Here is a 13,227-nt window from a genome sequence, read left to right on the forward strand (position 1 = left end):
GCGCAGCGACGATTCACGGCTAACCCACCCGAAGCCCGCCTGCGTCGCCCCTTCAGTCGAACCGCCGGAAATCCGGCTTGCGCTTCTCGAAGAACGCCTTGAACGCCTCGCGCGCTTCGGGCGCAAGCAGCATCTTGCCGAAATGCACGGCTTCCTCGGTCATCTGCGTCTGCAGTTCCTGCTGGCTCGCGCGCTTCATCAGGCTCTTCGTCACGCGCAACGACGACGCCGGCAGCGCCGCCAGCTTCGCGGCCTGCGACGCCGCGAACGCGTCGACTTCGCCCGCCGGCAGCACGCGATTCACGAAGCCCATGCGGTGCGCTTCGGCCGCGTCGAACGCCTCGCCGAGCAGCAGTTTTTCCGCCGCCGCCTGGTAACCGGCCACGCGCTGCAGCAACAGGCTCGACGCTGCTTCCGGGCACAGCCCGAGCTGCGTGAACGGCAGCGAAAAGCTCGCGGTGTCGGCCGCGTAGACCAGATCGCAATGCAGCAGCAACGTCGTGCCGACGCCGACCGCCGGCCCCGCGACCGCCGCCACCACCGGTTTTTCCGCCGAACATAGCGCGCGCAGGAACTGGAACACCGGCGGGGTTTCGCCAACCGGCGGCGACTTCATGAAGTCCTCGAGATCGTTGCCCGCGCTGAATGTGCCCGCGCTGCCGCGAATCAGGATCGCGCGCACCGACGCGTCGCCCTGCGCGTCTACGAGCGCGTCGGCCATCGTCTGATACATCGCGGCCGTGAACGCATTTTTCCTGCCGGGCCGGTTGAAGCTGATGGTCAGCACCGCGTCGGCGCGCTCGACCAGAATATCCGTCGTCATCCCGTTCATCTCCTTGTGCTCCTGCTGAATGTAAAAACGGTTCGCAAGCCGCGCGGCCTGCGAACCGTTGCGCGATCCCTGGTGGATCACAGAAGGATCCCCCGTTCGATCAGCGGCTCACAGACGCTCGATGATGCCCGCCGCGCCCATGCCGGTACCGACGCACATCGTCACCATGCCGTACTTGTAGTTGCGGCGGCGCAGGCCGTGCACCACGGTCGCCGCACGAATCGCGCCGGTCGCGCCGAGCGGATGGCCCAGTGCGATCGCGCCGCCGAGCGGGTTGATCTTCGACGTATCGAGGCCGAGGTCCTGGATCACCGCGAGCGACTGCGCGGCGAACGCCTCGTTCAGCTCGATCCAGTCGAGGTCGTCCTGCTTCAGACCCGCGGCTTTCAGCGCGGCCGGAATCGCTTCCTTCGGGCCGATGCCCATGATTTCCGGCGGCACGCCGCGCACCGCGAAGCTGACGAAGCGCGCGAGCGGCGTCAGGTTGAACTGCTTGAGGATTTTTTCCGACACGACGATCAACGCACCCGCGCCGTCCGACGTCTGCGAGCTGTTGCCGGCCGTGACCGAGCCTTTGTTCGCGAACACCGCGCGCAGCTTCGCGAGGCCCTCCATCGACGTGTCCGCGCGCGGACCTTCGTCGAGCGACACCTCGCGCGTTTTCACGTTGATCTCGCCGGTCGCGAGATCGGGCACGCGATCGACGATCGTGTACGCGGCGATTTCGTCGTTGAATTCGCCGGCTTGCTGCGCGGCGAACGCGCGGCGGTGCGATTCGACCGAGAACGCATCCTGCGCTTCGCGGCTGATCTTCCAGCGCTCGGCGACTTTCTCCGCGGTCAGGCCCATGCCGTACGCGATGCCGACGTCTTCGTTGCGATCGAAGATATGCGGCGACAGCGACGGCTTATTGCCCATCATCGGCACCATGCTCATCGATTCGCAGCCGCCCGCGATCATCGCATCCGCCTCGCCGACGCGGATGCGGTCCGCGGCCATCGCGAGCGCGGTCAGACCCGACGCGCAGAAGCGGTTCACCGTGACGCCGCCGACCGTGTTCGGCAGACCTGCCAGCAGCGCGCCGATCCGTGCGACGTTCAGGCCCTGCTCCGCTTCCGGAATCGCGCAACCGACGATCGCGTCTTCGATCACGCCGGTGTCGAGGCCGGGCACCTGAGCGACGGCCGACCTGATCGCGTGAACCAGCAGCTCATCCGGACGTGTGTTCCTGAACATGCCGCGCGGCGCCTTGCCGATCGGCGTACGGCTCGCGGCGACGATGTATGCGTCTTGCAATTGCTTTGCCATTTGGGAATCTCCTTTGTCGACCAGAGTTGGCCAAAGCTCTTACTCTGGTCCCATGCACATTGTGCGGTCGCCGCTTAGTTGCGCACCGGCTTGCCGGTCTGCAGCATGCCCATGATCCGTTCCTGCGTCTTCTGCGTGCCGAGCAGTTCGACGAACGCGCGACGCTCGAGTTGCAGCAGCCATTCTTCGTCGACGAGGCTGCCCGCTTCGACGTCGCCGCCGCACACCGCTTCCGCGATGCGGCTCGCGATCAGGAAATCGTGCTCGCTGATGAAGCGGCCGTCGCGCATGTTGACGAGCGACGCCTTGATCGTCGAGATCGCCGAGCGGCCCGCGACCGCCACCTGGGTCGCGCGCAGCGGCGCACGGTAGCCCGCCGCGGCGAGCGCGCGCGCTTCCTTCTTCGCGACGTCGAGCAGTTCGAACACGTTGAAGACGATCGTGTCGGAAGGCTTCAGGTAGCCCATCGCGCGGGCGTCGAGCGCGGAGGCCGACACCTTCGCCATCGCCGCGTTCTCGAACGACTTCTGCAGGAACTTCAGCAGATCGCTCGTCGCGCCGACCTGGCTTGCCGCTTCGGCCGCGCGCAGCGCCGCTTCCTTCAGGCCGCCGCCCGCCGGCACGAGACCCACGCCGACTTCGACGAGACCCAGATAGCTCTCGATGTGCGCGACGCGCTTCGCGCTGTGCAGTGCGAGCTCGCAGCCGCCGCCGAGCGCGATGCCCGAGATCGCCGAGATCACCGGCACGTTCGCATACTTGACGCGCAGCATGCCCTGCTGGAAATTCTTCACGAACGGCTCGATGCCCTTCGCGCCGCCCATCATGAACGCGGGCATCGCTTCTTCGAGGTTCGCGCCCGCCGAGAACGGACCGCCCGGCGTGCCGAGCTTCAGCGATGTGGGCTGCCACACGACGAGGCCCTTGTAGTCCTTCTCGGCCAGTTCGATCGCCTGCGTGAGCCCTTCGATCACCGCCGGTCCGATCGTGTTCATCTTGCTCTTGAACGACACGATCAGCACGTCGTCCTCGCCCGCGCGATCGTCGACCCATGCGCGCACCGCATCGGTCTCGAACAGCGTCTTGCCGTAGGTCTTCGGATCGGCGCCGGTTTCGCCGACGAGCGGCGCGCGGAACACCTGCTTGCGGTACACGTCGAGCGACGAGCGCGGCACGAAGGTCTGCGTGGCCGGTGACCACGAGCCTTCGGCCGTGTGCACGCCGCCCTTCTCGTCAACCGCGCCTTCGAGCACCCACGACGGCAGCGGCACGTTGGCGAGCGCCTTGCCCGCCGCGATGTCTTCCTGCACCCATTCGGCGACCTGCTTCCAGCCGGCCGTCTGCCAGCCTTCGAACGGACCTTCGTTCCAGCCGAAGCCCCAGCGGATCGCGAGATCGACGTCGCGCGCATTGTCGGCGATCGATTCCAGATGGACGGCGATGTAGTGATAGACGTCGCGGAAGATCGACCACAGGAACTGCGCCTGCGGGTGCTGCGTTTCGCGCAGCAGCTTCAGACGCTCGGCAGCCGGACGCTTCAGGATGCGGCCGACGAGTTCGTCCGCCTTCCCGCCGCCGTCGATATATGCACCCGTGTTCGGATCGAGTACCTTGATCGCCTTGCCTTCCTTCCTGTAGAAGCCGGCGCCGGTCTTCTGGCCGAGCGCGCCCTTCTTCACCAGTTCGGCGAGCACGGCCGGCGTTTCGTAGACCGGCAGAAACGGATCGTCCGGCAGCGTGTCCTGCATCGTCTTGATCACGTGCGCCATCGTGTCGAGACCGACCACGTCGGCGGTGCGGAACGTCGCCGACTTGGCGCGGCCGAGGCGCGCGCCGGTCAGGTCGTCCACTTCGTCGAAACGCAGGCCGAACTTCGCGGCTTCGGCAATAACCGCAAGGATCGAGAACACGCCGACGCGGTTCGCGATGAAGTTCGGCGTATCTTTCGCGCGCACGACGCCCTTGCCGACCACGCTGGTCAGGAAGGTTTCGAGCTGATCGAGAATTTCCGGACGCGTCGTCGCGGTCGGGATCAGTTCGACCAGATGCATGTAGCGCGGCGGATTGAAGAAGTGCACGCCGCAAAAGCGCGCCTTCAGTTCGTCCGCGAAACCTTCGGACAGTGCGGTGATCGACAGCCCCGAGGTGTTGGTCGCGAAAATCGCGTTCGGGCCGATGTGCGGCGCGACCTTCTTGTACAGGTCGTGCTTCCAGTCCATGCGTTCGGCGATCGCTTCGATCACGACGTCGCACTCGGCGAGCTTGTCGATGTCGTCGTCGTAGTTCGCGGGCTGGATGTATTGCGCGTCGTCCTTCACGCCGAACGGCGCCGGCGACAGCTTCTTCAGATTTTCGATCGCCTTCAGCGCGATCCCGTTCTTCGGGCCTTCCCTGGCGGGCAGATCGAACAGCAGCACGGGCACCTTGGCGTTGATCAGGTGCGCGGCGATCTGCGCGCCCATCACGCCGGCGCCGAGCACGGCTACCTTGCGAATGATCAGATTGCTCACGTCGTTTCTCCGGAGAGTTGTGCGATGGCGCGAAGCGTCAGCCATGCTTCGCGCGATGTGTGTGGCCTCGCTCGATGTGCGAGCGTCAGAACAACGCTTCTTCGACGTCCATCATCGGCTTCGAACCGGCGCGCGCCTGGCGGATCGTCATCGCCGTTTCGGGCAGCAGCTTCGCGAAGTAGAAGCGCGCGGTCGCGAGCTTCGCCTTGTAGAACGGATCGCCCGATACCTCCTTGTCCAGCGCGATACGAGCCATGCGCGCCCAGAAATACGAGAACACCAGATGGCCGACCGTGCGCAGATACGGCACGGCCGCGGCGCCGACTTCGTCCGGGTTCTGCATCGCCTTCATGCCGATTTCCATCGTCAGTTTCTGCACCTTTTCGCCGATCTCGGCAAGCGGGTTCACGAACTCCTGCATCTCCGGCTTGATGCCTTCGGCTTCGACGAATTCGGCGACGAGCTTGCCGAACTTCTTCATCTTCGCGCCCATGTCGCCGAGCACCTTGCGGCCGAGCAGGTCGAGCGACTGGATGCCGTTGGTACCTTCATAGATCATGTTGATGCGCGCGTCGCGCACGTACTGCTCCATGCCCCATTCGGCGATGAAGCCGTGGCCGCCGTAGATCTGCATCGCGTGATTGGTGCCTTCGAACGCGTTGTCCGACAGGAACGCCTTCAGGATCGGCGTGAGCAGCGCGACGAGGTCGGCGGCTTCCTTGCGCTGGGCTTCGTCGGCGTGCGACAGCTCCTTGTCGATCTGCAGCGCCGACCAGTACGAGAACGCGCGGCCGGCTTCGGCGTAGGCCTTCTGCGTGAGCAGCATGCGGCGCACGTCCGGATGCACGATGATCGGATCGGCGGCCTTTTCCGGCGCCTTCGGGCCGGTCAGCGAACGCATCTGCAGCCGCTCTTTCGCGTACGTGAGCGAGTTCTGATATGCGACTTCGGTGAGACCGAGGCTCTGCATGCCGACGCCGAGACGCGCTGCGTTCATCATGACGAACATCGCGTTCAGGCCTTTGTTCGGCTCGCCGACCATCCAGCCCTTCGCGTTGTCGAGATTGATCACACAGGTCGCGTTGCCGTGAATGCCCATCTTGTGCTCGATCGCGCCGCACTTCACGCCGTTGCGCTCACCGGGCTCACCCGCTTCGTTCGGCACGAACTTCGGCACGATGAACAGCGAAATCCCCTTGGTGCCCTTCGGCGCATCCGGCAGACGCGCGAGCACGAGGTGGACGATGTTCTCCGCCATGTCATGCTCGCCGCTCGAAATGAAAATCTTCGTGCCGCTGATCGAGTACGAGCCGTCGCCGTTCGGCTCGGCCTTCGTGCGCAGAATGCCGAGGTCGGTGCCGCAATGCGGCTCGGTCAGACACATCGTGCCGGTCCAGACGCCTGCGACGAGCTTCGGCAGATAGCGTTGCTGCAGTTCCGGCGTGCCGTGCGCGTGCAGGCATTCGTACGCGCCGTGCGACAGGCCCGGATACATCGTCCACGCCTGATTCGCCGAGTTCAGCATTTCATAGAGCGCGTTGTTGACGAACGCGGGCAGTCCCTGGCCGCCGAATTCCGGGTCGCAACCGAGCGCCGGCCAGCCGGCTTCGACGTATTGCCGATAGGCCTCCTTGAAGCCCTTCGGCGTGGTCACGACGCCGTCGCCGGCATACGTGCAGCCTTCCTGGTCGCCGCTGTGGTTGAGCGGGAACAGCACTTCGGAGCAGAACTTGCCGGCTTCCTCGAGCACCGCGTTGATCGTGTCGGCGTCGAGTTCGGCGTGCTTCGGCATTTGCCGAAGTTCGGCCTCGACGTTGAGCAGTTCGTGCAACACGAATTGCATGTCGCGCAGCGGCGCGGCGTACTGTCCCATGACTCTCTCTCCCTGGTTTGACAAAAAGCCAGGCCGTTGGCCGGGTCCGTGGTCGGACCTTCTGCGCCGCGCGTTTCCGGTAGATTCCGGCGACGCCGCTAACGGCTTTCGCTTTGATACGAATTAATCAGTTTTTCCAGCGCGGCCCACGTGAGACGCACCGCATCCGGCAAATGCAGAAAGCGCGCGTCGTGATGCAGGCCGAGCGTGACGCTATACAGTTCGAACAGCATCAGCTGCGGGTCGGTATCGGCGCGCAGATGCCCTTCTTCCATCGCTTGCGAGATCGCGCGCGTGAGCGCCGCACGCCACGTCGTCACGCTCGACACCAACTGCTCGCGCACCTGGCTATCCGCGCGGTCGTCGTATTCGACGGCGCCGCTGATGTAGATGCAGCCGGTCGTGACTTCCTGAATGCGTTTCTCGATCCAGCGGGAAATCATCGCGCGCAAGCGCGGCAGACCACGCGGCTCGCGCAGGCTCGGGAAAAACACCTCTTCTTCGAAACGGCGGTGGTATTCGCGCACGACCTCGATCTGCAGATCCTCGCGCGACCCGAAATGCGCGAACACACCGCTCTTGCTCATCTGCATGCGCTCGGCCAGCAGACCAATCGTCAGACCTTCCAGTCCGTCTCGACCTGCCAGATCGAGTGCTGCGTCGAGAATCGCGGCTCGGGTTTGTTCGCCTTTTCGCATAGCTGTCTTACCGTTCTAATGTGACCGAATTTGAAATCGAACGGCCGTACTATTATTGAGTGCTTGCCGTCCGCGAAACAAGGACTTTATTAGAAACCGGTTTCTAACCGGCTTCTAATTTTGCGGCTTTCGACCATCAGATCAATCAGATTTTTAGAGGCGTTTGCCTTGACTCGATGGTTGCCGATCGGCGCGCGCGTGTTCTCGCGCGTGTTCTATTTCTTTGCCCCGGTTCGCTGGCGCCGATTGATGGCCGACATGATGCAGCAAGCGCGGGCTCTCGTGCGAGCGGTATTAGTCGTAGCCGCCCACCGTCAGCAGCTTCATCGCGACGCGGTAGCTCGTGTACGCGATCCAGCTCAGCGCGCGCACGCGCGCCGGTCGCGATTCGTAGTGCGCTTCATCGATTGGGCGCGCGTCCGTGAACGCGTCGAGAATCGCGTCGCGCAGTTTGGGGATCGACGGATCGTTCACGAGCACGACGTTCGCTTCGTTGTTGAGCATCAGGCTGAGCGCATCGAGATTCGACGAACCGACCGTGCCCCAGTTCGAATCGACCACCGCGACCTTGCCGTGCAGCAGCGTCTTCTCGTATTCGGCGATTTGCACGCCTGCGCGCAACAGCGCGTGGTACAGGAACGGCACGGCGTAATCGAGCGCCTTGAACTCCTTGCGCCCGATGATCAGCTTCACGACCACGCCGCGCCGCGCCGCGAACACCAGCGCGCGACGCAGCTTGCGTCCCGGCATGAAGTACGGATTCGCGAGCAGGATTTCATGGCGCGCCTGGCCGATCGCGGCCAGATAAGCTTTTTCGATCGCGCGGCGGTTGATCAGGTTATCGCGCGCGACGAATGCGACGCACGGCTCGCCGCCGGCCCACAGTTCCTCGTTGCGGCGTCGCCGGCGTCTGCGCAGACTGCCAAGCGAGTTGGCGTCCTGCGACGACAGGTCGGGCTTCATCGAATCGAGCGGCCGATGGCCGACGCGAATCCGCCGCCACTGCACGTCGATCGCATCGCGCACGTCGGCGACCACCGGCCCGCGCAGCTCGACCGCGAAGTCCCAGCGCCGGTATGGCAGCTTCTCGCCGTTGTTCTCGTAATCGTCGACGATATTGATGCCGCCGCAATACGCGATCTGATCGTCGATCACCGCGAGCTTGCGGTGCGTGCGCGAAAAGCCGAAGCGGCCGAACAGATGCGGGTTGTAGATGCGATGCTCGATGCCGCCGGCCGGCCATTGCTCGAACATCTTCAGGCGCGCGGTGCCGACGCCATCGGTGATCACGCGCACTCCGACGCCGCGCGCGGCAGCGCGAAGCAGCGCCTCGCTGACCGCGTGGCCGGCTTCGTCGTCGCAGAAGATATAGGTTTCGAGCGCGACGTTGTGCTCGGCCGCGTCGATGCGCTCGATCAGCGCGTCGAAGAAATCGTCGCCGGAGCGCAGCAGCTCGACCTCGTTGTTACTGGTGAAGCGGTAGCGCTGCCAGTAACGACGGCCGAGCAACGTGTGGCGCAGACGCGCCAAACGGCCCGAGCCGCCTGCGCTCACTGGCCACGCTCCCCGGCCAGCGGGCCGGATTGCGGATCGACCGGGCGTGCGGCGAGCCGCCGCGGCAACTGCAGGATCGCATCGGCATTCGACGACGAAAAGCAGCGCGATGCGGCCTCTTCATATGGCAGCCACATATACGCGGTGTGTTCGCGCGGCGCGAGCGTCACGTCGATGCACTCGGGGACCTGCAGGCTGAACCAGTGCTCGGTGTTGTAGAGCACGCCCGCTTCGTAGCGGTAACGAAATTCCGGGTAGATCTCGTAGTCGATCGAGTAGTGCCAGTCGAACAACCCGCTGCGCGGCACCAGTGCGCCGCCGATCATGATGCCGGTTTCCTCGCCGACTTCGCGCACCGCCGTGTCGGCGAGCGGTTCGTCGAGCCGGTCTTTCGAACCCGTCACCGACTGCCAGAACGCCGCATGATCGGCGCGCTCGAGCAGCAGCACGTCGAGCGCAGGCGTATGAATGATGACGAGGACGGACTGCGGAATTTTCGGCGGTTTCGGCATGGCTCAAACTGGGCGCGACGATACGCGCGGTACATGTCGGATGACGGTCGAAAGGGTCTGGAAAGCAGTGGCTTCACTGTAACGCAAAAAATGAAAAAGGCGCTGAGGTGGAGATCACCTCAGCGCCTTTTCGTTTCGCTCGTGTGGTTTTTTTGCGGCCGCCGGCCCGCTGGCCGGCACACGCAAGACCGCTTGCCGGCCGCGCGCAGCGGCCGCGGTTTTATGCCTTCGGTTCCGGCGTACGCAGACGGATGTGCAGCTCGCGCAGCTGACGCTCGTCGACTTCGCTCGGCGCCTGCGTGAGCAGATCCTGCGCGCGTTGCGTCTTCGGGAACGCGATCACGTCGCGGATCGAGTCGGCGCCGGCCATCATCGTGACGATGCGGTCCAGACCGAACGCGATACCGCCGTGCGGGGGCGCGCCGTATTGCAGCGCGTCGAGCAGGAAGCCGAACTTCGCCTGCGCTTCTTCCGCGTTGATCTTCAGCGCGCGGAACACCTTGCTCTGCACTTCCTCACGGTAGATACGCACCGAGCCGCCGCCGATTTCCCAGCCGTTCAGCACCATGTCGTAGGCCTTCGCGAGGCAGCGCGCGGGGTCCGTTTCGAGGTACTCGAGGTGCTCGTCCTTCGGGCTCGTGAACGGGTGATGCGCGGCGACGTAGCGGTTGTCTTCCTCGTCGTATTCGAACATCGGAAAGTCGACGACCCACAGCGGCTTCCACCCGGACTCGACGAGGCCGTTGGCCTTGCCGAATTCCGAATGACCGATCTTCAGACGCAGCGCGCCGAGGCTGTCGTTGACGACCTTCGCGCGATCCGCCGCGAAGAAGATGATGTCGCCGTCTTGTGCGCCGGTGCGCTCGATGATCGCCTTCAGCGCTTCGTCGTGCAGGTTCTTCACGATCGGGCTTTGCAGACCGTCACGGCCCTTCGCCGCTTCATTGACCTTGATCCACGCGAGACCCTTCGCCCCGTAGATGCGCACGAATTCCGTGTAGCTGTCGATGTCGCCGCGCGACAGCTCGCCGCCCTTCGGCACGCGCAGCGCCGCGACACGGCCGTCCTTCGTGTTGGCCGGGGTGCTGAACACCTTGAAGTCGACGTCGCGCATCGCATCGGTCAACTCGGTGAACTCGAGCTTCACGCGCAGGTCCGGCTTGTCCGAACCGAAGCGGCGCATCGCTTCCGCGTATTCCATGACCGGGAATTTCTGGTCGAGCTCGACGCCGATCGTCGTCCTGAACACGTGACGGATCATCGCCTCGAACAGATCGCGGATTTCCTGTTCCGACAGGAACGAGGTCTCGCAGTCGATCTGCGTGAATTCCGGCTGACGGTCGGCGCGCAGGTCTTCGTCGCGGAAGCACTTGGTGATCTGGTAGTAACGGTCGAAGTTCGCGACCATCAGCAGCTGCTTGAATAGCTGCGGCGACTGCGGCAGCGCGAAGAACTGGCCCGGGTTCGTACGCGACGGCACGAGGTAGTCGCGCGCGCCTTCCGGCGTGCTCTTCGTGAGCATCGGCGTTTCGATGTCGATGAAGCCCTGCTCGTCGAGGTACTTGCGCACTTCGATCGCGACACGATAGCGCAGACGCAGGTTGTGCTGCATCTGCGGACGGCGCAGGTCGAGCACGCGATGCGTGAGGCGCGTGGTTTCCGACAGGTTGTCATCGTCGAGCTGGAACGGCGGCGTGACCGACGCGTTCAGCACGATCAGCTCGTGGCACAGCACTTCGATCTTGCCGCTCTTCAGCGAGGCATTGGTCGTGCCTTCCGGACGGCCGCGCACGACACCCTTGACCTGCACGCAGAACTCGTTGCGCACGCCTTCGGCGACCTTGAACATGTCAGCGCGATCCGGATCGCAGACGACCTGAACGAGCCCTTCGCGATCGCGCAAGTCGATGAAGATGACGCCGCCATGGTCGCGGCGGCGGCTTACCCAGCCGCACAGCGAGACGGATTGGCCCAGCAGTTCTTCGGTCACCAGACCGCAGTATTCAGATCTCATCGACATGATGTTTGTCTTTCGTTTTGCATTGGTTGAACGGCGCGCCGCAGACGATCCTGCATGAAGCGTTGCGCGCCGGCATTAGAGCGGGGGCTCGACGGTGGCGCGGCGCACCGGCGCCGGCGGCGGCGCGGACGGCGCCACGACGCCCATCGAGACAATGTACTTGAGCGCAGCGTCGACCGTCATGTCGAGCTCGATCACTTCGCTTTTCGGCACCATCAGGAAGAAGCCGGACGTCGGGTTCGGTGTGGTCGGCACGTATACGCTGACGTACTCTTCTTTCAGATGGTTGGCCACGTCGCCGCCCGGGATGCCGGTCAGAAACGCGATCGTATAGGACCCGCGGCGCGGGTACTCGATCAGCAGCGCCTTGCGGAATGCATTGCCGCTGCTCGAGAGCAGCGTGTCGGACACCTGCTTCACGCTGGTGTAGAGCGGGCCGACCACCGGAATGTGCGCGACCAGCAGTTCCCACCACTTCACGAGCTTCTGCCCAATGAAGTTCTGCGTCAACAGCCCGACGACGAAGATGAACGCGAGCGTGAGCACCGCGCCGAGGCCCGGCAAGCGATAGCCGATCGTGCGTTCCGGCTGCCACGAGGTAGGCAGCAGCAACAGCGTCTGGTCCATCGTGCCGATGACCAGACCGAGCACCCACAGTGTGATGGCCAGAGGCACCAGCACCAGCAGGCCGGTCAGAAACACCGATTTGAGCGTGAATTTCTTCGTCGTCATGTGTACCGCCAGAAAGCTGCGCGGGCCGAAGCCCATGCGCGGTAGATACGCCGCCCGCGCGGGGCGGCAGTCCCACTAGGCGCTGCCGGAACCGCTCGGGCTCGCGGCGGCGGGCGCTGCGGCGGGGGCCGCGGGCGCGGCAGCCGATGCAGCCGGGGCAGCGACTGCGGCCGGCTCGGACTTCGCTTCCGACGCGGCCGGCGCGCTCGTGCTGCCGCGGAAATCGGTCACGTACCAGCCGGAGCCTTTCAACTGGAAGCCGGCGGCCGTGAGTTGTTTGCTAAAGGTGTCTTTTCCGCACTCGGGACACTGCGTCAACTGGGGGTCGCTCATTTTCTGGAGCACGTCCTTCCCGAAACCGCATGACCCGCAACGATAAGCGTAGATCGGCATGATCCTCTCTTACTCCAAATCCCTACTGAAATCTTGTAAACGCTTGCAAAGCCTTGAATTATAGCCGCAAACGATGTCCGTTCCCCGGATTTCGGGAAGCGGACGCACGACGCGCCCGCCACCGCGCCAGATGGGGACGAGCCCCGGACCTCTCAAGAGCGGCGCGCGTGGCGTTAGCCGCGACGCCGCCAGGTGAGCCAGCGCTCGCGTCCGGCGAATACGGCGATCGAGTCGTCGACCGCTTCGTCTTCGACCAGCTCGAAGTGTGGCGTGAGCAGCGCATCGAGCTCGCCGCGTTCGACGCCGAACGGCGGCCCTTTCGGCGTCGCGCCGATGAAAAAGATGCCCGCCAGCAACCCGCCGGCCGGCAGCAGTTCGCCCATGCGCTGCGCGTAGTCGGCGCGGCGCGCCGGCGGCAGCGCGCAGAAGAATGCGCGCTCATAGATCCATGCCGGTACGAACGGTGGCGCATAGGTGAAGAAATCCGCCTGTTCGACCAGCGATGCATGCGCGCCGAGCTGCTCGCGTGCCGCCGCCACGGCGGCCGGCGAGAAGTCGATCGCGCGTACCGGGTTGCCCTGACGCGCGAGCCATACCGCTTCGTGCGCGCTGCCGCAGCCTGGAATCAGCACGGCCACGTTGCGGTGCCGTTCGGCGAACGCGCGAAACGCGGACGGCACGCCCGCCTGATCCCACGGCGTGAAATGGCGCTCGAAGCGTTCGTCCCAGAACTCGGGCGAGTCGGGATCGCGGGTTGCGAAATCGGGCGCGGCGGGTTGGGTCGGATCGCTCATC

General features: G+C 64.6%; 11 protein-coding genes. All 11 read right to left on the bottom strand.

Features of this window, described 5'->3' with window-relative positions; translation table 11 throughout:
- Window positions 1-52: 52 nt before the first annotated feature.
- The 11 genes from OKW38_RS16825 to OKW38_RS16875 all read right to left on the bottom strand — a co-directional run bounded on the left by OKW38_RS16825 (window position 53) and on the right by OKW38_RS16875 (window position 13,226).
- Complete coding sequence (locus OKW38_RS16825) at window positions 53-823, bottom strand: enoyl-CoA hydratase (RefSeq protein WP_429363781.1); 771 nt, start codon at window positions 821-823, stop codon at window positions 53-55.
- A 117-nt stretch (window positions 824-940) separates the two neighbouring features.
- Entirely contained in the window at window positions 941-2,140 is a 1,200-nt protein-coding gene (locus OKW38_RS16830) for an acetyl-CoA C-acyltransferase (RefSeq protein ID WP_184062394.1), read from the bottom strand.
- A gap of 74 nt (window positions 2,141-2,214) precedes the next feature.
- Window positions 2,215-4,650, bottom strand: coding sequence for a 3-hydroxyacyl-CoA dehydrogenase/enoyl-CoA hydratase family protein (locus tag OKW38_RS16835; RefSeq protein ID WP_429362387.1), 2,436 nt, complete (start codon window positions 4,648-4,650; stop codon window positions 2,215-2,217).
- 85 nt (window positions 4,651-4,735) lie between these two features.
- A complete protein-coding gene (locus tag OKW38_RS16840; protein WP_090803012.1) occupies window positions 4,736-6,523 on the bottom strand; it encodes an acyl-CoA dehydrogenase C-terminal domain-containing protein in 1,788 nt (595 codons plus the stop codon).
- Window positions 6,524-6,621: 98 nt separating this feature from the next.
- The gene (locus OKW38_RS16845) at window positions 6,622-7,221 is read right to left on the bottom strand and encodes a TetR/AcrR family transcriptional regulator (protein WP_090803011.1); all 600 of its coding nucleotides are present in this window, start codon (window positions 7,219-7,221) and stop codon (window positions 6,622-6,624) included.
- A 294-nt stretch (window positions 7,222-7,515) separates the two neighbouring features.
- Window positions 7,516-8,775 (bottom strand): cardiolipin synthase ClsB, encoded by a 1,260-nt coding sequence (clsB, locus tag OKW38_RS16850; protein ID WP_429362389.1) that lies wholly within the window; start codon window positions 8,773-8,775, stop codon window positions 7,516-7,518.
- Window positions 8,772-9,287: a dihydroneopterin triphosphate diphosphatase gene (gene nudB / locus OKW38_RS16855; protein WP_090803007.1), complete on the bottom strand. Its 516-nt coding sequence runs from the start codon at window positions 9,285-9,287 to the stop codon at window positions 8,772-8,774. Before nudB ends, clsB begins: the two co-directional genes overlap by 4 nt.
- A gap of 220 nt (window positions 9,288-9,507) precedes the next feature.
- On the bottom strand, window positions 9,508-11,307 hold the full coding sequence (aspS, locus tag OKW38_RS16860; RefSeq protein ID WP_090803006.1) for an aspartate--tRNA ligase: 1,800 nt from the start codon (window positions 11,305-11,307) through the stop codon (window positions 9,508-9,510).
- A 75-nt stretch (window positions 11,308-11,382) separates the two neighbouring features.
- Window positions 11,383-12,039 carry a DUF502 domain-containing protein gene (locus OKW38_RS16865; RefSeq protein ID WP_090805585.1) on the bottom strand — a complete coding sequence of 219 codons (657 nt, stop codon included), beginning with the start codon at window positions 12,037-12,039 and terminating at the stop codon, window positions 11,383-11,385.
- A gap of 75 nt (window positions 12,040-12,114) precedes the next feature.
- Window positions 12,115-12,432 (bottom strand): FmdB family zinc ribbon protein, encoded by a 318-nt coding sequence (locus OKW38_RS16870; RefSeq protein ID WP_090803004.1) that lies wholly within the window; start codon window positions 12,430-12,432, stop codon window positions 12,115-12,117.
- A gap of 173 nt (window positions 12,433-12,605) precedes the next feature.
- Window positions 12,606-13,226 (bottom strand): methyltransferase domain-containing protein, encoded by a 621-nt coding sequence (locus tag OKW38_RS16875; protein ID WP_429362390.1) that lies wholly within the window; start codon window positions 13,224-13,226, stop codon window positions 12,606-12,608.
- Between the last annotated feature and the right edge of the window lies 1 nt (window position 13,227).

It is taken from the genome of Paraburkholderia sp. MM5496-R1, assembly GCF_050436205.1.
In the GTDB taxonomy this organism is placed as follows: Bacteria; Pseudomonadota; Gammaproteobacteria; order Burkholderiales; family Burkholderiaceae; genus Paraburkholderia; species Paraburkholderia tuberum.

What these genes read in the sequence shown, in the direction of transcription:
- OKW38_RS16845 (WP_090803011.1), bottom strand. Translation starts at nt 7,221, where the DNA reads ATGCGAAAAGGCGAACAAACCCGAGCCGCGATTCTCGACGCAGCACTC.
- OKW38_RS16865 (WP_090805585.1), bottom strand. Translation starts at nt 12,039, where the DNA reads ATGACGACGAAGAAATTCACGCTCAAATCGGTGTTTCTGACCGGCCTG.
- OKW38_RS16840 (WP_090803012.1), bottom strand. Translation starts at nt 6,523, where the DNA reads ATGGGACAGTACGCCGCGCCGCTGCGCGACATGCAATTCGTGTTGCAC.
- aspS (WP_090803006.1), bottom strand. Translation starts at nt 11,307, where the DNA reads ATGTCGATGAGATCTGAATACTGCGGTCTGGTGACCGAAGAACTGCTG.
- OKW38_RS16825 (WP_429363781.1), bottom strand. Translation starts at nt 823, where the DNA reads ATGACGACGGATATTCTGGTCGAGCGCGCCGACGCGGTGCTGACCATC.
- OKW38_RS16870 (WP_090803004.1), bottom strand. Translation starts at nt 12,432, where the DNA reads ATGCCGATCTACGCTTATCGTTGCGGGTCATGCGGTTTCGGGAAGGAC.
- OKW38_RS16830 (WP_184062394.1), bottom strand. Translation starts at nt 2,140, where the DNA reads ATGGCAAAGCAATTGCAAGACGCATACATCGTCGCCGCGAGCCGTACG.
- nudB (WP_090803007.1), bottom strand. Translation starts at nt 9,287, where the DNA reads ATGCCGAAACCGCCGAAAATTCCGCAGTCCGTCCTCGTCATCATTCAT.
- OKW38_RS16875 (WP_429362390.1), bottom strand. Translation starts at nt 13,226, where the DNA reads ATGAGCGATCCGACCCAACCCGCCGCGCCCGATTTCGCAACCCGCGAT.